An 18,452-nucleotide genomic window follows, 5' to 3' on the forward strand; every position below is an offset into this window, starting at 1 on the left:
TATCGGATTAAGGAAATAATATATGAAAAAAATCAAATTGTTATTTATATCATTGTTGTTCACTCTTTTTACTAGTGTTGCTGGCGCTGATACTAAAGTGTTATTGCAAACGAGTCTGGGTGATATTGAAATTGAATTAGATAGCGAACATGCGCCAATAACTACTAAAAACTTTATTGATTATGTTAAGAGTGGATTTTATGAAAATTTAACCTTTCACCGCGTCATGCCTGGCTTTATGATTCAAGGTGGTGGAGCCGACGATCAATTGAAATTTAAAGAGGGAAATGCACCGATAAAAAATGAAGCAAACAATGGTTTGAAAAACAATCGTGGTACGATAGCCATGGCAAGAACAAGTAATGTGGATAGTGCAACTAGCCAATTCTTTATTAATACTGTTAACAACGAATTTCTCAATTACCAATCACCTGAAAATTACGGTTATGCTGTTTTTGGTAAAGTGATTAAAGGGATGGATACTGTTGATAAAATTGTGAATGTAGCAACTCACCGTGTTGGACCTCACCAAAATGTGCCAGTTGATCCGGTCTATATTAAAAAGGTAACCATTATTGAATAGATGGAATAATTTTTTAAAACGATGCGCTCCTAAAAAAACCATCTTAATAATTTAAGATGGTTTTCTTCTTTTATTGCCAATACAGATATTTTATTTTAGGTTACTTAATAAATTAGCAAGCGTTCTTATACCAACACCTGTAGCACCTGTTGCCCATAATGCGGTTGCACTTTTACGAAAGGTTGCTGAACAATCAATGTGTAGCCAATTTTGTTTATAATTCTTAATAAAATAGGATAAAAAAGCAGCTGCCGTACTTGCGCCAGCGGTATTCGGTAATCCGGAATTTGCCATATCAGCAAAAGAAGATGGAAATTGAGAGCGATGAAAATCAGCTAATGGTAGTCGCCAGAAATTCTCATGTTCAGCTTGACTACTTGCTAATAACTGATGAGCAAATTTATCATCAAATGAGAGCAATGATTGATAATCATTACCTACAGCAATTTTTGCTGCACCAGTAAGGGTTGCACAATCAATGATATAATCTGGGTTATCATTATCAGCACTAATTAATCCGTCAGCTAAAACCAAGCGACCCTCAGCATCGGTATTATCAACTTCCACTGTTTTACCATTACGATAACGAATAATATCACCCAATTTGAAAGCATTACCACTTACCAAATTATCTGCACAGCATAAATAAAGTTTGATACGATGATTAACTCCTCGAGCAATAGCAAGGGTCAGAGCACCTGTTACCAATGCAGCTCCCCCCATATCCGATCGCATTGATTCCATAAAATTGCTTGGTTTTAGGCTATATCCTCCTGAATCAAAAGTAATACCTTTCCCAACTAAGCAAGCAACGATAGGCGCTTTTGGATTTTTAGTAGGATTATAATCAAGCTCAAGCAAGGCTGCCGGCCTATCAGAACCTTTGCCAACCGTGTAGATTCCCATATAATCTTGTTCTTTTAATGCGTTACCTGAAATAATGTTATAGGTAATATCAGAGGAATAATGACTAATTAATTTTGCACTTTGTGTTGCCAGTTCTAAAGGGCTTAATGTTTCTGCTTGTTGATTAACAATGTCACGACACCAATCAATAATGGCTAAGCGATTTTTTAATTCTTGCTTATCTTTATTATTTAACTTTGCCCAACTGACTTTATTATGATTCTTAGCATTACGATAACCCATCCAAAAATGCCAACATGACTCTAAATCCCAATTGTCACCACTAAGTTTAACTGACTTAATACCTTGATTATCTAACTTTCGTGCAGCTCGCTGAATGGCATCATATCGATGCTCGAATTGATAATGAATGGTCACAGCATCTTCTGAAAAACTGAGCAATCCATCTTTACCCCACTTTGATGGTGCGGGTTTTTCCGAAAGTAAAATAGATAACGTCGACATAATAATTTCCTCAAGCAATATTAATGCAAAAACGATGAATCAATTCTAATCAGAAACATGTTAATATAGCAAGCAAAGTTAACCAAAATAAGGACCTATAATGACATCAGTTGTACCAATCAAAAATGGAATCAATTTTCGTGATTTAGGTGGCATTAAAACCAATAATGGACGTCAGATTCGTTCAGGAATGTTGTATCGTTCAGGTGAATTTTCACGTATTAATGAGGGTGAAAAAAACTTTTTATCTGATGAGCTTAATTTGCATTATGTATTAGATTATCGAGATCAACATGAAATCAATCGTAGTCCCGATAATCTTTGGAATAATAGCCAATATATTAATGTGCCAGCAAACCCATTAGATGATGAAATTACAGCAAGCCTAACCAGTAATGATATTTTCATTATGAAAAAATACTCACCGTTTGATTTTATGGTTCAACTTTATCAATTATTACCATTCAATAATCCAGCATATAAAAAGCTAATATCGCTGCTATTCAATGCCAACGGAAAACCATTAGTACAACACTGCGCTGTAGGAAAAGATAGAACAGGTGTCGGTGTCGCCTTAACCCTATTTGCATTGGGTGTGAGTGAAGATGTTGTTATGCAAGATTACTTACTTACCGAACGTTATTTAAATGAATATCGCGAAGCCATATTGAGTCAAAATAAAAGTAAATTATCACCAAAAGAATTTGAAAAACAAAAAACCATTTTTGCAGCGAAAGAAGAGTTTTTAAGTGCAGCTATTGATGAAATCAAAAAACGATATAACACAATCGACAATTGGTTAACTAAAGAATATCAATTAGATTATAAAAACAGAAAAATTCTTCAAGATATTTACCTTATTTAACTAAAATAAGGGGGGATTCACTATCCCCTTATTAACAATCATTTTATCTTTATTAGAAGCGAATCAAAATTATTTATAATAAGTACACAATAAACTCATTCCACAGATCCTATTACAGGTTAAATATGTAACAGCATATTTATTCATTAAGATTGTAGTATCAATTCTGTAATAGGTTTATTATGGTTAACAGCAAGATGAACCGATGCTACTTGCTGATATTGATAATAAAAATGCTGTCCAAATGGTGCACTAATCAACTTTTTATCAATATCGACTTTTACTGATTTTATTTGCCAAACGCCTTTAGCATATAATTTAAGTGCTGATTCTTTTAATGTCCAAAGCTGCCAAAAGGCTTTTAAAGTATCCGCTTGCTTCATCATCCATTGACACTCCGCATCGGAAAAAAAGTTTTTGGCAACATCCAAATAATTTTTTCGGGGGCGATCGACTTCAATATCAAGACCGATGCTACCATTTAACGATATTGCAACAGCTACCCAATCTTGACTATGACTGATATTAAAATCAGGAAGATTAGTATTTAAAAAACAAGGTCGGTGATTATCACCTATGACCATAGTTGGTAAAATATCAATTTGACAATACTGATTAAGTAAACTCGCTAAGATTGAACGACAGACTAAAAACTGTTTTTTTCGTCTTCCATTGAATAATTCAGCATCGTTAATGATTTGTGTTGATAATAGCGAATAGTTCACTTCTGCCGTGTCTAAATGGGCAAGTTGGACAATTAACATTTTGTATAGCCATTTTAAACAAAATTTATTTTTTACTATTTTAACAGCATGCTATGCTAACTGTTACCAAAATTTATCAGATCACTAAGGATGCATCATGTCATTACAAACAAAATTAGTTCATGCGGGTCGAAAAAAACGCTATACCCAAGGTGCAGTCAATTCCGTTATTCAGCGAGCTTCATCGCTAGTTTTTGATTCAATCAAAGCAAAAAAAGAAGCAATGGAAAATCGTACTAAAGGGGCTCTATTTTACGGTCGTCGTGGCACTTTAACTCATTTTGCTTTGCAAGATGCCATGGTAGAAATAGAGGGAGGAGCAGGCTGTTACCTATATCCTTGTGGAGCAGCAGCAATTGCAAATGCCATTTTAGCTTTTGTAAAAGCAGGAGATCATATTCTGGTATCGGAAGCCAGTTACGAACCTACCCAAGAATTTTGTGAGCATATACTTAAAGATTTTGGAGTGGAAACCGATTATTTCCCGCCACTCATTAGTCGATATATTACTAAATATATAAAACCGAATACTAAAGTGGTATTTCTTGAATCACCAAGCTCAATTACCATGGAACTGCATGATGTGCCTGCAATTGTTAAAGCAATCCGTAGCGTGAATCCAGAAATTGTGATTATGATGGATAATACATGGGGAGCAGGTGTTTTATTTAAAGCATTAGAGCACGATGTTGATATCTCAATTCAAGCCGGTACTAAGTATTTAATTGGTCACTCAGATGCCATGTTAGGAACGGCTGTTGCCAATCAACGCTGTTGGGATAAATTACGTGAACGTTCTTATTTAATGGGGCAAATGTGTGACGCAGATACCGCTTATATGGCAGCACGAGGATTGCGAACTTTAGCCGTTAGATTAAAACAACATCATGAAAGCAGTATAAAAGTGGCAAATTGGTTAGCTAATCACCCTAAAGTGGCAACCGTTAATCATCCAGCACTCGAAAGTTGTAAAGGACATGAGTTTTTTAAACGTGATTTTAGTGGCGCTAGTGGTCTATTTTCATTTGTACTTAACGATCATTTAAGCGAAGTGCAATTATCTGATTTCTTAGATAATATGACTCACTTCTCAATGGCATATTCATGGGGTGGATTCGAATCACTAATATTGGCCAACCAACCCGAAGATCTAGCAAAAATACGACCAATATCCGGCATTGATTTCACTGGTACATTAATCCGATTACATATCGGTCTTGAAGATCCTGATGATTTAATTGCCGATTTGGCTGCTGGTTTGGATAGAATCAAACTACATACAAACAAGGTTAATGCATTACAAAGTTTAGTATAAATGGATAGCAGATGGGTCATCAAACAAAGAGCGACAATGTGATTGAACAAACTATTTTACAACACCTAAACGGTCGGCAATCGCTACTTGTTGCCTTCAGTGGTGGAGTTGATTCAACCGTATTAATGCAAGCATTAGTCAATTTAAAGCGACAGTTACAAAATTTGCAACTCAGAGCAATTTATATCCATCATGGTTTGAGTCAAAATGCCGATAATTGGGCTGAACATTGCAAACAACAATGCCTAGTTTGGCAAGTCCCTTTGATTATTGAAAAAGTAAAACTTGATAGAACAGCTGGCAATATTGAAGAACAAGCCAGAGAAGCCCGTTATCAAGCAATTTATCGACATTTAGAAAATAATGAGTTTTTATGTACTGCCCAGCACCTTGACGATCAATGTGAAACTTTCTTTTTAGCGTTAAAGCGTGGAAGTGGACCAACTGGCTTATCCGCTATGCCGATTGAAAATGGACAACATCTTCGACCATTATTAACGATATCTCGTCAAGAGATTGAACAGTATGCCAATCTACACCAATTAAGTTGGATAGAAGATGAAAGTAATCAAGATGACCATTACGATCGCAACTTTTTACGTTTAAATGTTCTACCAACACTTAATCATCGTTGGCCTCATTTTTCACAAATGGTTGCTCGCAGTGCAAAATTATGCCAACAACAAGAAGCGCTACTTAACGAACTACTGTTAGCTGATTTTAAACAAGTTACAACATCAAAAGGGCAGTTATGTTTAACAGCGTTACATGGCTATTCGGACTATAAACGTAATGCCATACTACGAATGTGGTTTCGATCTCAACAAATCAATATGCCAAGCCAAAAACAGTTATCGTTGATATGGCAAACAGTGGCTTTGGCACAAGAAGATGCTAATCCGAAATTCATATTGCATAATTGGCAAATTCGCCGATATCAAAACCAGCTCTATTTGTTGCCTTTGTATCAAGATATTGAGCAACAAATTTTACCTTGGGATTTAACCGCTTCGCTAACTTTGCCGGATAATTTAGGTATATTGCAGCCCAATTACCAAACCAATTTAACTTGTCGTTTACCACAAAATGATGAAACCGTATCAGTCCGATTTCATGCTCAAGGGCAATTTCAAATTGTTCAACGCCAGGGATCGCGATCGATAAAAAAATTGTGGCAAGAGCATCATATTCCACCGTGGATGCGCACCCGTATTCCCTTAATTTATTATAATGAACAACTCATTACCGCAGTTGGGGTATTTGTTACTGAGCAAGGTAAAGGATCACAAGTTGGGTTTAACCTTATAAATAAACAATAAGGAGACAATCCGTCTCCTCAATTTACAAAATATCAAATTATTTTGTTTCAGAACGAGCTTTCCATCGTTTCAACAACAACGCATTTGTCACCACACTCACACTGCTCAGTGCCATTGCTGCACCAGCTATCATTGGATTTAAAAAACCTAAAGCAGCGAGAGGTATGCCAATTAAATTGTAGATAAACGCCCAAAATAGGTTTTGTTTAATTTTATTATAAGTTCTTCGAGAAATATCGATAGCATCGGCAATTAAAAATAGATTGCCACGCATTAAAGTAATACTGGCTGTATGCATTGCGACATCAGTTCCCGTCCCCATTGCAATACCAATATCAGCGGCAGCTAAAGCCGGTGCGTCATTGATACCATCACCAACCATGGCAACTTTATTATTACTTTGGCTATCTTTTTGTAATTGATAAATATAGTTCGCTTTATCTTGAGGCAAAACTTCAGCAATAACTTTATCCAAATTTAATTGCTGTCCTACATAATTAGCAGCTTGTTGATTGTCACCGGTTAACATAACCGTATTTACCTTTAATTGATGTAATGCATCAATAGCACTTTTCGCTTCAGGCTTAATAACATCAGAAAAACCGAATATGGCTAATATCACAATACTATTTTCTGATTGCTGTTTGGCTAAAAATGAGATTGTGTAACCTTTTTGCGTAAGCTCATTAACTTTATCCTGCATATCTACAAAATAGGCATTTAACGTTTTCATCCAACGCAAACTGCCTAAATAATATTCATGGCTATCAATCGTTGCCATCACTCCTGAACCCGCGATTGATGTAATATTTTGTGCATAACTGTAGGATTTAGCCTTAGCTAATATTGCTTTAGCTAGTGGGTGTTCACTACCTGCTTGCATAGATGCTGCAACAGAAAGAATTTGATCGGCTGTTTCCATGCCCAGCACATCTAGTTCAACTAACTCTGGTTTACCGATTGTTAATGTGCCAGTTTTATCAAATGCTACAGTATTAATATTGTGTAAGGTCTCAAGTGCTTCGGCATCTTTAATCAAAATACCATGACGAGCAGCAACCCCCGTACCAACCATTATAGCTGTTGGCGTTGCTAACCCTAGCGCACATGGGCAAGCAATCACTAACACGGCAACCGCATGAAGTAAAGCTTGCTGCCAATCATGAGAAATAAAGCCCCAAGCAAGCAATGTAATTAAAGCAATCAATAAAATGACGGGTACAAAAATAGCACTAATCCGATCCACAATACGCTGAATTGGTGCTTTTTTCGCTTGGGCTGACTCAACCATAGCAATAATCTTAGACAACATAGAATCAGCTTGAATAGCGGTTGTTTTTACAATTAATAGTCCTTCACCATTTATAGTTCCACCGGTTACGGTACTATTGAGTGTTTTAGTAACCGGAAAACTTTCCCCAGTCAACATAGACTCATCACAACTTGATGCGCCTTCAAGAACAATACCATCAACGGGTATTCGCTCACCGGGTTTAATAACCACCACATCATTAACCTTAACCTGACTTATTGGCAAACTCACCTCTTGCTCCCCTTGTCGAACTAATGCTACTTCAGGGCGAAGCGCAGAAAGTGCCTCAATCGCTTGGGTCGTTTGATGTTTGGCCCTTGACTCTAACCATTTACCAATCAAGATCAAGGTAATAATAACCACTGATGACTCAAAATAGAGGTGATCGGCATGACCAATAATAAGCTGATAAAGAGAAAGTCCATAAGCAGCGCTGGTACCAATAGCAACAAGTAAATCCATATTCCCAGACAATGCTTTAGCTGCATTAAAACCACTACGATAAAATTTAGCGCCAAGTCCAAATTGTACAATCGAAGCAATCACTAATTGCAGCCAAGCGGGCATCATCCAATGAATTCCAAATAATTCAAATAACATCGGCAAAACAAAAGGAAGTGCTAATATAACCGAAATAATAATCGGCCAAACTGATGCTTGCTTACTCACGTCTTTAGCGTGAATTTCCGGCTCGGAAATCTTCACTGCATGGTAACCAGCTTTATCAACTGCTGCCATTAAAGTTTCTAATTTAACATCAGCATTAGCCTTAACGGTGGCCTTTTCAGTTGCAAGGTTTACACTAACATCAATCACACCATCAATCTTTCTTAATGCTTTTTCTACACGGCTAACACATGATGCGCAGCTCATATCTTCAACAAAAAAATTGTATTCAACTGTTTTCATTTGATGCATCCCTTAAGTGTTGATGTTGTTTGGGTTCAGTATTGGCTGAATGTTAACAAACTATTTTCCAACTAAATCTATTATTGTTTTAACAGATAGAGAAAGACTATTTCTTATCTTGATTAAAATGAGCCTGTCCTATTAAATGACATCAAATAACTGATAGCCACCTATAAAACAAGTCTTTTTTAATACTCAATCAAGATAGCAATAATCTCAATGATTATAATACTATAACAACATCAAAAAAGTTTTAGTAACGATTCTATTAATAACCTATTTAATAACCATTCTAATGTTTATTATTCTTATAGCAAGAATGAACTTTTTTGATCTATACTTCCCCAAAAGAAACTATTGGGTCATTAACATGACGTATAAATCCGATCCTAATGAAGATTATCAACCTACTATTTGCTGCCAGTTGAGACAACAACAAATATCATTGGATAAGAATACAACTCTCTAATTTTATTAAAATTAATGAAAGAAAAAACATTAAGATATTCTCAGTTACGTAAAGAAAGCCCATATGCACACCTAAAATGCTCACTCAACAACTAGGTGATCTTGAAACAAATGGCTTATTAATTGTAAAGTATTCTCAGTTATTCCACCGAAAGTCGAATATTCATAAACTTATTTTGGTAAAACGGTTAAACTCATATTAAAAGCAATGTATAAATGGGGATACCCTTGCTTAAATAGCCTAGGATCAGAAGTTAATTGTTCAATTGTTGAACTAGCAGACTAACTATAATAATTTAATTTAATCAGTTAGATAAGATTAAAAATCTGTATACGAAAAATACAGGATCTTGATAACCCTGTATTTTAATCTAAAAAATTAATTACGTAATTTTTCTGGCCAATCGTTTTGAGTGGAAACCAATAGATCTTTAACAATTCTAGGATTTCCAGCGACAACATTACCAGAAACCATATAATTATTACCACCAGCAAAATCGGTCATCACACCGCCAGCTTCACGCAAAATCAATTCACCGCCAGCGATATCCCATGGTTTTAAACCAATTTCAAAAAAGCCGTCTAGACGACCTGTTGCAACATAAGCCAAATCTAAAGCTGCCGAACCGCTACGACGAAAATCGCCACATCGAGTAAATAACTTTTGTAGAACCGTAAAATAGCTATCGCTATATTGTTTAGCCTTGAATGGAAATGCCGTTGCTAGCACACTACCATCTAAATCTTTAGCGTTACTGACACGAATACGGTAACCATTAAGCTGAGCACCTTTACCACGCGCAGCAGTAAACAATTCATTACTCATTGGATTATAAACCACAGCAACTTCGGTTTTGCCCTTAACACGAGCGGCAATAGAAACAGCAAAATGCGGAATATTCTTAATAAAATTGGTCGTACCATCAATTGGATCAATTATCCACTGAGTTTCAGCATCATTACCTTTAGCCAAACCACTTTCTTCGGCGATTATAGTATGATCAGGATACGCTTTTTTGATTGTTTCAATAATCAAAGCTTCAGCAGCGCGATCAGCATTAGTAGCAAAATCGTTAGCGCCTTTAGTATCAATTTCGATTGAACTAGGGTTTTCATAAGCCTTTATGGCCACATTACCTGCTTTACGAGCAGCGCGAATAGCAATATTAAGCATCGGATGCATAAATTTCTTCCAATTGATGATGTTAAAGAACGGATGGTTTTAGTAAAACTCACATAGTCATACTAAAATTTACAGTATAGTATAAAGGTTTTACCGCTTCATTGCCAGATTATGTTAGGATTGATGGCTAAAATAGCCTTATTCTCGTAACGCTGATCCTCTATCACCTTGTTACTTAATTTGCTTTATTTATATCTAGCTAATCAGTAAGAACTTTATTGATAACTATTAAGTTAGCTCACCAAGATTAATTAGAGTTAATAAAAATGGTTAAATCATTCTATCGTAACTTTTTTCACCGCATAATTGGCTTTCTATTCGCAATAAATTAAGAATTATTGCATAATACTTAGCGTATAAAAAAGCGAACTTAAGTTAGGAATAATTATGGAACTTCTTTGTCCAGCAGGATCTTTACCATCACTTAAAGTAGCCATTGATAATGGTGCTGATGCGGTTTATATTGGTTTAAAAGATGATACTAATGCCCGTCATTTTGCTGGTTTGAATTTTAATGAGAAGCGCTTAATTGAAGCCTCTGACTATGTGCATAGACATGGTAAAAAACTCCATATTGCAATTAACACCTTTGCGCATCCTGAAAATTTCCAGCGTTGGCAATATGCAGTTGATACAGCCGCCAATATTGGTGCCGATGCACTTATTATTGCGGATTTAGCAATGCTAGATTATGCTGCTGAAAAATATCCAAACCTTGAGCGTCATGTCTCAGTACAAGCATCATCAACCAATGAAGAATCAATTAAGTTCTACTATAACAATTTTCACGTACATCGTATTGTGTTACCGCGTGTACTTTCTATGCATCAAGTAAAGCAACTTTCACAAGTTTCGCCAGTTCCACTTGAAGTATTTGCCTTTGGTAGTTTATGTATTATGGCAGAAGGACGTTGTTATTTATCTTCTTATCTTACAGGCGAATCCCCCAACACTGTCGGTGCTTGTTCACCAGCAAAATTTGTTCGCTGGGAAGAAACCGAAAAGGGTCTTGAGTCGCGCTTAAATAATGTATTAATTGATTGCCATAAAAAAGGTGAAAATGCTGGTTATCCAACCTTATGTAAAGGTCGTTATTTTGTAGGAGATGAACTTTATCATCCTATTGAGGAACCAACCAGTTTAAACACAATTGAACTATTACCTGAGCTGTTTGCAGCCAATATTGCGTCAGTCAAAATTGAAGGTCGTCAACGTAGCCCTGCCTACGTTGAACAAGTAACTAAAGTATGGCGTCAAGCAATTGATCGCTATAAAGCAAATCCACAATCATTCCAGGCAGAAAAAAGCTGGATGGATACACTAGGTTCTGTATCTGAAGGAACCCAAACTACATTAGGTGCTTACCACCGGAAATGGCAATAGCACCATAGTGAGTATACTGCTTTATTAATTATCAAGAAATATTGATTATCAAACTTATCAGTTCTTGATTTTTTATGTACTTAACAACTTACGTTATGTCATTTTATTAATTGAAACCAGATTTAAGATAAATAAATTATAGTGAGCAAAACCATGAAATATGCATTAGGACCAGTGCTTTATTATTGGCCTAAAACTGAAACCGAAGCCTTTTATCACGCTGCAAAAGAGAGTGAAGCTGATATTATTTATATGGGCGAAACAGTTTGTACCAAACGTCGAGAAATGAAAGTCCCCAATTGGCTAGAATTAGCTAAGGAAATCGCCAAATCAGGCAAGCAAGTAGTACTTTCAACATTGGCTTTGCTTGAAGCTCCCTCCGAATTAAATGATTTACGACAGCTAGTCAATAATGGAGACTTTTTGGTGGAGGCCAATGATTTAGCTGCCATCAATATTGCTCAAGAAAATAAATTACCTTTCGTTGCAGGTCCCGCTATCAACTGTTATAACGCCTTGACTTTAAAATTATTACAAAACCGAGGTATGGTACGTTGGTGTATGCCTGTTGAACTTTCACGCGATTGGCTCAGTAATGTTCTTACACAGTTTGAAAGTCTAAATATTGAAAAAAACTTCGAAGTGGAAGTCTTTAGTTATGGTTACTTACCTTTAGCTTATTCCGCACGTTGTTTTACCGCTCGTTCAGAGGATAGACCAAAAGATAAATGTGAAACTTGCTGCATTAACTATCCGGTTGGTCGTGAAGTATTTTCGCAAGAACAACAAAAAGTTTTTGTACTAAACGGCATCCAAACACAAAGCGGTTATTGTTATAACTTAGGTAATAATTTAAAAGAGATGAAAGGATTAGTCGATATTGTACGAATATCGCCATTAGGAATCGAAACACTTGATATTGTAAAACAATTTAAAGCTAATGAAGATGGCTCTAATCCGCTGCACATTGAACATAAACGAGACTGTAATGGTTACTGGAATGGTATTGCTGGACTCGAACTTAGTCAATAAACATTTTACACCAAAGCAATTTAGGGCTGATTTTCCAGCACTAAACGGTAATAGTGTGTATCTTGATTCCGCCGCGACGGCCCTTAAACCTCAGGTAATGGTGGATGCCACCGTAACCTATTATGCACATAACACCGCAACAGCCAAACGAAGTTTACATCATGATGCGTTGCAAGTAACCCTTGCTATTGATAAAGCACGTCAGAATGTTGCTAATTTGCTTCATGCTAACAAAAATACTGAAATTATCTGGACTCGCGGCGCTACTGAATCAATTAATTTAATTGCCCAAAGTTATGCTCGCTGTGTATTACAACCTGAGGACGAAATTATTGTCAGTCAATTAGAGCATCACAGTAATTTAATACCTTGGTTAATGGTCGCTCAACAAACTGGAGCAAAAGTCATTGAATGGTCCGCCGATGTGGATGAATTATCATCTATAATATCATCAAGAACTAAAATTGTAGCAATAACTCATATGTCAAATGTCACTGGATTTTGCCCAAATTTAGCGACAATTAGCCATATCGTTCATCAACATAATGCTATCTTAGTAGTAGATGGTGCCCAAGGAATTGTCCATCATGATATTGATGTAACAACCCTTAATATTGATTTTTATGCTTTTTCGGCTCATAAATTGTATGGTCCAACAGGGCTTGGGGTTTTATATGGTAAACAAACCTTACTAGAGCAAATGTCTGTTTGGCATGGCGGAGGTAAAATGCTAAAAAGTGCCTCATTTGATGACTTTATACAAGAAGAGATTCCTTATAAATTTGAAGCAGGCACACCCAATATAGCAGGCATTGTAGGCTTTAGTGCAACACTTGATTGGTTAAACCATTGGGATCTTAAAAAAGCAGAAAATTACACGGAACAATTAGCTCATTATGCTAAATCACAGCTAAGCAAACTGCCCAATTTACAATTTTACAATGTTGAAAACAGCCCAATTATCACATTTAATATTAACGATATTCATCCTAATGATGTAGCAATTTTACTGAGCGAGCAGAACATTGCGATTCGTACTGGCGAGCTATGTGCTCAGCCCTTAATGAAGAAATTGGGTTGTCATGGGGTTATTCGTCTATCATTAATGCCATATAATAATCAGCAAGATGTGGATACTTTTATCCAAGCATTACAAAATGCAATTGAAATCTTAGCCTAATTTTATACTGAAACGTATAGTTAACCTGAAACTTTTTTACAAACAGTCAATCATTTATAGGTCAATATTATGCTATCACAGCAAGACTTAACCAAATTATTTTTACAGCAACACAATTGGCAAGACCGATATCGACAATTAATTGTATTAGCGAAACAATTACCAACAATGCCTGAAAATTTAAAAACTGATAAAAACCAAGTCAATGGTTGTGAAAATCGAGTTTGGCTAACTTATCAAAAGCAAAAGGATAATACCTTTATATTTCAAGGTGACAGTGAAGGGCGTATTGTTAAAGGTTTACTGACCATTCTAATTATTATTGCTAACCACAAAACGGCAGAAAAAATTGCCAAAATTGATTTTCAATCTTTATTAAGCGAGTTGAAAATTACTGATGAGCTAAGTCAATCGCGATTACAAGGTATGACTAAACTCATTGAACGTATTCAATCTGTTGTATAAAAAAGGAGGGGAAAACTAGCTTTTCCCCCTTTTTGCTAAAAATTGTTACTAATTTATAAAAATGCTCATTAATTTTGGCTATAAGTAAAAAGTGTGATCACTTTTTTAACACCATTGACTTTACTAGCAAGTTGTGCAGCAGCTTTACCATCTTCTGATGTCACAATACCAATCAAAAATACTTCGCTATTTTCAGTTACAACTTTAATATTGCGTGCTTTAGTTTTAGCATTCATTATTAGCTGAGATTTAACTTTCGTTGTTATCCATGCATCATTGGTGATTGTCCCTGCACTTACAGGCTTACCTAGTCGAATTTGATTGTAGACTTTTTTTACGCCTTCAACTTCATAAGCCAAGCTTTCCGCCTTTTCGATTTGTCCACTGTTAGCTTGACCCGTTAAAAGGATATCACCGCCATAAGTACTGGTAACGATTCGTGCTCCAATAAATTGAGGACTATTATTTTTAAGTTTTATCCCCATACGTGAATTTAAAGTGGTATCATCAACTTGTGTACCAGTAGTACGAGGATCGGCAGCAACTTTTGCAGTAGCTGTAGCGCCAGCGCCAATTACAGCGGCAGTAATACAGCCTTGTAACATTAATGCACCGGTTATTAACACAGCAATTAAGGCAGCTCTCTTCATTATTACTCCTTACAATTTATCATATTGTAATAATCAAATACTAAAATCGCTGTTATTATGCCTTGTTGATAATGATTTGCAAAACAATTTTGTGTATTACGTTATGATAAAAACGATTAAAAATATAAGAACATAAATGATTTAAAAATTGTTCTATTTTATTACTAATCACAGTTACTTTTTTTGTTACAATCTAATGTCAATAATATGATGTAACATTTGGAATTATTGGAATTAACACATGAATAAAGATAGTATTGATTGGCTATATGGCTTGTCCGCGCCAATGGTTGCTTTAAACAAAGATAATGGTGCAAGTTATACTTCAGCATACTTTATTCCCGAACGTAATTTTGTAGATTTGAGCGAAAGTTGGGGAATCACATCTCGTCAGACTCTGCTCAATTGTGTTTTTGATATGGTTGATAATGGACATTCGCCATTATTATCTCACTATTATTCAATATACTGTCGATCCTCAGAATCCGATTGGCGTAATTACTGTCAAAATCAAGACGATTATCAAAAAGTTTTACTGGAATTTGTTGAACAAACTTTTTGTGTATGTGGTATTGGTGGCATTCGTAGTTGGGATTATGCACGTATGGCATATATACTACGAAATGGCACGACCAACAAATATATTACCGAAGAAGAAGCGCTATGGATTCTTACAAAAATTGCTGCTCGTTCTCAATATTTTTATAAATCCTGGCGTAACTACTTTGCTGGTTGGTCCGTTGGTTTTCAATTTTGGGAATCATTTAACAACAAAGAAAATCTTGAAGCTTTACGTTGTGAATTAACCAGAGCATCGCAAACGCGTACCATGAAAATATTAATTAGCGACGAAGATTCGCCTTGCAATCGTCTACCTTGGTACATTGATATTAAAGAACGCGAAAAACCAGAATCTTTAAGGGAGTATGATTGGTCATGAATACAAATTTTTGGCAAATATTAGGCATCAAACCCACTACGGATACTGCGATTATTCGTCAATCGTATCGTGCAAAGCTGCCATTATATCATCCAGAAACGGATCCTAATGGATTTAAAGCATTGCGCGAGGCTTATGAAGCAGCAATAAATTATGCAAATTCACCTGAAACAGCTATTGATGCAGCAACCCAACAATCCGAGCAAGAATCTTTATTACAACTAACAGAAGAACAAATTCAAGCAAATGAAATTTACCAAGCTTACCAAGCTCTATTAGAAGATCCCCTGCGTTGTTATAAAAGAGATGAATGGCAAAAATTTATTGCTTCATTTTATGATTACCCAATGTCGGTTATTGATTCAGTCAAGTGGCGATTATTAACGTTAAGCTATGAAACAACCAATATTTCAGAGTCATGTGTTAAGATTCTAGCCGATAATTTACGCTGGCGTCAGCAATTAATGACTCAGTTTACTGATGAATCTCAACTATATGATAGTTACTTAAATCATATCGATCATGGCGATTTATTTGATTACACCTGTCTACCAACAACCAATAAAGCATTACAAAATGCTACTATTGATTATATTTATTCTATCAAATGGTTTTTTTGGGAACGTAGACCCGACGATGTTTATATGTTCTTATCCCAAGATACTGTCATTTATCTTCCTGATGATAAAAATTTAATGCTTGAATTTGCTTTTTGGCATAGTGAAGCAAACATGAAAAATCAATTTATTTTGGATTATGCTTTAAAATGTATTGCCGGAAACGATCAAAATGAACAAACCATCATCGATTGGAAATATATAGCCGCTATTCAGTATACTTTGCTTGAAGACAAACACAATGCCTTACAATCCTGGTTAGACTTGTATTATTCTGGGCATTATCGAGAAAAAGCAGAAAGTTGGATCGCGGGTTGGTGCGTCTACTTTAAAAAAGATTACTTCCCTCTATTAATTATGGCATTAAATAAAAGTCATTGTGCTGCCACCGATAAAACAGAAATTTATTTACACACAATTCCGCAATTAACTACTGCCACAACAGCACGATTAGCTGGACTCGATGATATCGACAGTTACCCAAAAGAAATTGTTGATTTTGTTAATTGGAGTTTAAGCGTAAATTGGAGTTATCGACAAATTCTATCGATATTGTTACGCGATGACGGTTCGAGTCGATTATATCGATTATATCGGCATGCTGTGATGTTGCGCCATGGTAACGAAATATTATTACAAGAAATTTTAGATGATCAAAGCAATGATCCTTTTGAACAATTTATTCTGCATCATTTACAACGACAGGCACGACAACATCTAACATGGCTCAAACAACTCTCACCAATACAAGAATTTAAAGCATGGTTATTTGATAAGGATAAAAATGCCCAGTTACCTAAAAAATTCGATCCAAATGAAAATGGTGAGCTGGTTTTATATGGTCGCTTATGGCTAGATAGATTCCAAGCGATCCCCGATATTGCTAAATTACATTTATATCATAGCTTTCATTATTCAAATATGGAAATGTTTGATTGGGCTATATTTTTAGAATTCATGGAATATTATTTGCTACCCGAACCGCCAGATGCATCAACAAGAATGAATAACAAAAATGCGTATTGGCAATGGTTTTATCATTGTTTATTAGTTTATGCTATTGTTAACGATCCGACAAATGTCGCTATTTATATTCGACAAAAAAATGATCATTTTACTATGGAGGAGGATGATAAACTTAAACCATTAATAGAGATATTTAAACATGGCAATTGGCACAATCAATCTGAACTTTACAACCTAATTGATAATGATAGTGATCTAGTTAATTGTATTTTAAACAATTATCCAGATTCAATAGAATGGTTTATTGATGATCCAGACTATATCGATTTTAATGATATAGAACAAAAAATAGAACAATTATGGGCACAGAAATTAGCTAAAAAAAATCCAGCTTATTTGATATTGCTATACCTGATTGTATTAAACAAACCTGAACAAAAAACCAAATTAGATCACACGTTACAAAAACTGGTTGGTAACAATAAAGATCTACAAAAGGTAGCTAACTCTTTAAAAGATAATTGGAGATATCCTTTTACGATTAATAAAAACAGATATCACAATACCAAGCAATTTAACGAGTTCGCATCACTTGCTAAACGCTTATCCAATCAATACGGCGTATGTGATGATGATGAACTAAAATTGTTAGATGAATTTAAAAATGATAGCGATAACGATTTAGTTTTACGACTCTGTGCAGCATTACTTTTGGCAAAAGATACTGAAAATAAAAAATGGCTTGATTCACAATCCCTACCCTCAAATAGATGGTGGCAGTTTTGGCGTTGGAATGGGCGCACAAATATAATAGGCTTTATCGTGCAATTAATCTTATCTATTAAAATGGTTACGTTTTTAAGTAAAAATGATTTAGACAATATAACAAGTTGTGTCATTTTGACATTGATAGCAATGAATACTATTTTTGCTATCAAACGACGTATCAATGATACTGATAAAGGACAACCTTTATATTTTGTTACAACAACACTTAAGCTACCACTATTATTATTACCATGTTGGTTTCCAGAATTCAAAAAAACCAATCGCTTTGGACCACCAATAAAAAAAACCATTAAGGAAAAGTAAGCGGTATAAAATCCCCTTTTTTAGTTCGTATAAAAAGG

15 protein-coding genes are annotated in these 18,452 nt (G+C 35.4%); 10 read left to right on the top strand and 5 right to left on the bottom strand.

The features are described from left to right. Positions 1–22: 22 nt before the first annotated feature. Entirely contained in the window at positions 23–583 is a 561-nt protein-coding gene (locus J4T76_RS04475; protein WP_267355858.1) for a peptidylprolyl isomerase, read from the top strand. A 90-nt stretch (positions 584–673) separates the two neighbouring features. Here the strand turns inward: J4T76_RS04475 and pepB are convergent, their stop codons facing one another. Next, on the bottom strand, positions 674–1,954 hold the full coding sequence (gene pepB, locus J4T76_RS04480; RefSeq protein ID WP_267340255.1) for an aminopeptidase PepB: 1,281 nt from the start codon (positions 1,952–1,954) through the stop codon (positions 674–676). 100 nt (positions 1,955–2,054) lie between these two features. Here pepB and J4T76_RS04485 point away from each other — a divergent pair, with 100 nt between their 5' ends. Continuing rightward, on the top strand, positions 2,055–2,819 hold the full coding sequence (locus tag J4T76_RS04485) for a tyrosine-protein phosphatase (RefSeq protein ID WP_267345494.1): 765 nt from the start codon (positions 2,055–2,057) through the stop codon (positions 2,817–2,819). 146 nt (positions 2,820–2,965) lie between these two features. Here the strand turns inward: J4T76_RS04485 and J4T76_RS04490 are convergent, their stop codons facing one another. Beyond that, positions 2,966–3,583, bottom strand: a complete 618-nt coding sequence (locus tag J4T76_RS04490; RefSeq protein WP_267340253.1) for a 4'-phosphopantetheinyl transferase family protein — start codon at positions 3,581–3,583, stop codon at positions 2,966–2,968. 97 nt (positions 3,584–3,680) lie between these two features. Here J4T76_RS04490 and metC point away from each other — a divergent pair, with 97 nt between their 5' ends. Then, positions 3,681–4,898, top strand: a complete 1,218-nt coding sequence (gene metC, locus J4T76_RS04495; protein WP_267345495.1) for a cystathionine beta-lyase — start codon at positions 3,681–3,683, stop codon at positions 4,896–4,898. 11 nt (positions 4,899–4,909) lie between these two features. Further along, the gene (gene tilS / locus J4T76_RS04500; RefSeq protein WP_267340249.1) at positions 4,910–6,217 is read left to right on the top strand and encodes a tRNA lysidine(34) synthetase TilS; all 1,308 of its coding nucleotides are present in this window, start codon (positions 4,910–4,912) and stop codon (positions 6,215–6,217) included. Positions 6,218–6,254: 37 nt separating this feature from the next. Here the strand turns inward: tilS and J4T76_RS04505 are convergent, their stop codons facing one another. Further along, entirely contained in the window at positions 6,255–8,438 is a 2,184-nt protein-coding gene (locus tag J4T76_RS04505) for a heavy metal translocating P-type ATPase (RefSeq protein WP_267354637.1), read from the bottom strand. An 847-nt stretch (positions 8,439–9,285) separates the two neighbouring features. Beyond that, positions 9,286–10,089, bottom strand: a complete 804-nt coding sequence (suhB, locus tag J4T76_RS04510) for an inositol-1-monophosphatase (protein ID WP_267340246.1) — start codon at positions 10,087–10,089, stop codon at positions 9,286–9,288. Between the two features lie 387 nt (positions 10,090–10,476). Here suhB and ubiU point away from each other — a divergent pair, with 387 nt between their 5' ends. The 4 genes from ubiU to csdE all read left to right on the top strand — a co-directional run bounded on the left by ubiU (position 10,477) and on the right by csdE (position 14,149). Continuing rightward, positions 10,477–11,472: a ubiquinone anaerobic biosynthesis protein UbiU gene (gene ubiU, locus J4T76_RS04515; protein ID WP_267340245.1), complete on the top strand. Its 996-nt coding sequence runs from the start codon at positions 10,477–10,479 to the stop codon at positions 11,470–11,472. A gap of 153 nt (positions 11,473–11,625) precedes the next feature. Further along, complete coding sequence (locus J4T76_RS04520) at positions 11,626–12,504, top strand: U32 family peptidase (protein ID WP_267340244.1); 879 nt, start codon at positions 11,626–11,628, stop codon at positions 12,502–12,504. Continuing rightward, positions 12,461–13,684: a cysteine desulfurase CsdA gene (gene csdA, locus J4T76_RS04525; RefSeq protein WP_267340242.1), complete on the top strand. Its 1,224-nt coding sequence runs from the start codon at positions 12,461–12,463 to the stop codon at positions 13,682–13,684. The genes J4T76_RS04520 and csdA overlap by 44 nt, the downstream gene beginning before the upstream one ends. Positions 13,685–13,753: 69 nt before the next feature. Next, on the top strand, positions 13,754–14,149 hold the full coding sequence (csdE, locus tag J4T76_RS04530; RefSeq protein ID WP_267340241.1) for a cysteine desulfurase sulfur acceptor subunit CsdE: 396 nt from the start codon (positions 13,754–13,756) through the stop codon (positions 14,147–14,149). Positions 14,150–14,217: 68 nt separating this feature from the next. Here the strand turns inward: csdE and dolP are convergent, their stop codons facing one another. Further along, positions 14,218–14,799, bottom strand: a complete 582-nt coding sequence (gene dolP / locus J4T76_RS04535; protein ID WP_267340239.1) for a division/outer membrane stress-associated lipid-binding lipoprotein — start codon at positions 14,797–14,799, stop codon at positions 14,218–14,220. A 241-nt stretch (positions 14,800–15,040) separates the two neighbouring features. Between dolP and J4T76_RS04540 the strand changes: the two genes are divergently transcribed. Together J4T76_RS04540 and J4T76_RS04545 are read left to right on the top strand one after the other, a co-directional pair. Continuing rightward, the gene (locus tag J4T76_RS04540; RefSeq protein WP_267340237.1) at positions 15,041–15,739 is read left to right on the top strand and encodes a DUF1266 domain-containing protein; all 699 of its coding nucleotides are present in this window, start codon (positions 15,041–15,043) and stop codon (positions 15,737–15,739) included. Then, on the top strand, positions 15,736–18,414 hold the full coding sequence (locus J4T76_RS04545; protein WP_267345505.1) for a J domain-containing protein: 2,679 nt from the start codon (positions 15,736–15,738) through the stop codon (positions 18,412–18,414). The genes J4T76_RS04540 and J4T76_RS04545 overlap by 4 nt, the downstream gene beginning before the upstream one ends. Positions 18,415–18,452 lie beyond the last annotated feature (38 nt).

Source organism: Gilliamella sp. B3022, from assembly GCF_028751545.1.
Classification (GTDB): domain Bacteria; phylum Pseudomonadota; class Gammaproteobacteria; order Enterobacterales; family Orbaceae; genus Gilliamella.

What these genes read in the sequence shown, in the direction of transcription:
- J4T76_RS04475 (WP_267355858.1), top strand. Translation starts at nt 23, where the DNA reads ATGAAAAAAATCAAATTGTTATTTATATCATTGTTGTTCACTCTTTTT.
- pepB (WP_267340255.1), bottom strand. Translation starts at nt 1,954, where the DNA reads ATGTCGACGTTATCTATTTTACTTTCGGAAAAACCCGCACCATCAAAG.
- J4T76_RS04485 (WP_267345494.1), top strand. Translation starts at nt 2,055, where the DNA reads ATGACATCAGTTGTACCAATCAAAAATGGAATCAATTTTCGTGATTTA.
- J4T76_RS04490 (WP_267340253.1), bottom strand. Translation starts at nt 3,583, where the DNA reads ATGTTAATTGTCCAACTTGCCCATTTAGACACGGCAGAAGTGAACTAT.
- metC (WP_267345495.1), top strand. Translation starts at nt 3,681, where the DNA reads ATGTCATTACAAACAAAATTAGTTCATGCGGGTCGAAAAAAACGCTAT.
- tilS (WP_267340249.1), top strand. Translation starts at nt 4,910, where the DNA reads ATGGGTCATCAAACAAAGAGCGACAATGTGATTGAACAAACTATTTTA.
- J4T76_RS04505 (WP_267354637.1), bottom strand. Translation starts at nt 8,438, where the DNA reads ATGAAAACAGTTGAATACAATTTTTTTGTTGAAGATATGAGCTGCGCA.
- suhB (WP_267340246.1), bottom strand. Translation starts at nt 10,089, where the DNA reads ATGCATCCGATGCTTAATATTGCTATTCGCGCTGCTCGTAAAGCAGGT.
- ubiU (WP_267340245.1), top strand. Translation starts at nt 10,477, where the DNA reads ATGGAACTTCTTTGTCCAGCAGGATCTTTACCATCACTTAAAGTAGCC.
- J4T76_RS04520 (WP_267340244.1), top strand. Translation starts at nt 11,626, where the DNA reads ATGAAATATGCATTAGGACCAGTGCTTTATTATTGGCCTAAAACTGAA.
- csdA (WP_267340242.1), top strand. Translation starts at nt 12,461, where the DNA reads ATGGTTACTGGAATGGTATTGCTGGACTCGAACTTAGTCAATAAACAT.
- csdE (WP_267340241.1), top strand. Translation starts at nt 13,754, where the DNA reads ATGCTATCACAGCAAGACTTAACCAAATTATTTTTACAGCAACACAAT.
- dolP (WP_267340239.1), bottom strand. Translation starts at nt 14,799, where the DNA reads ATGAAGAGAGCTGCCTTAATTGCTGTGTTAATAACCGGTGCATTAATG.
- J4T76_RS04540 (WP_267340237.1), top strand. Translation starts at nt 15,041, where the DNA reads ATGAATAAAGATAGTATTGATTGGCTATATGGCTTGTCCGCGCCAATG.
- J4T76_RS04545 (WP_267345505.1), top strand. Translation starts at nt 15,736, where the DNA reads ATGAATACAAATTTTTGGCAAATATTAGGCATCAAACCCACTACGGAT.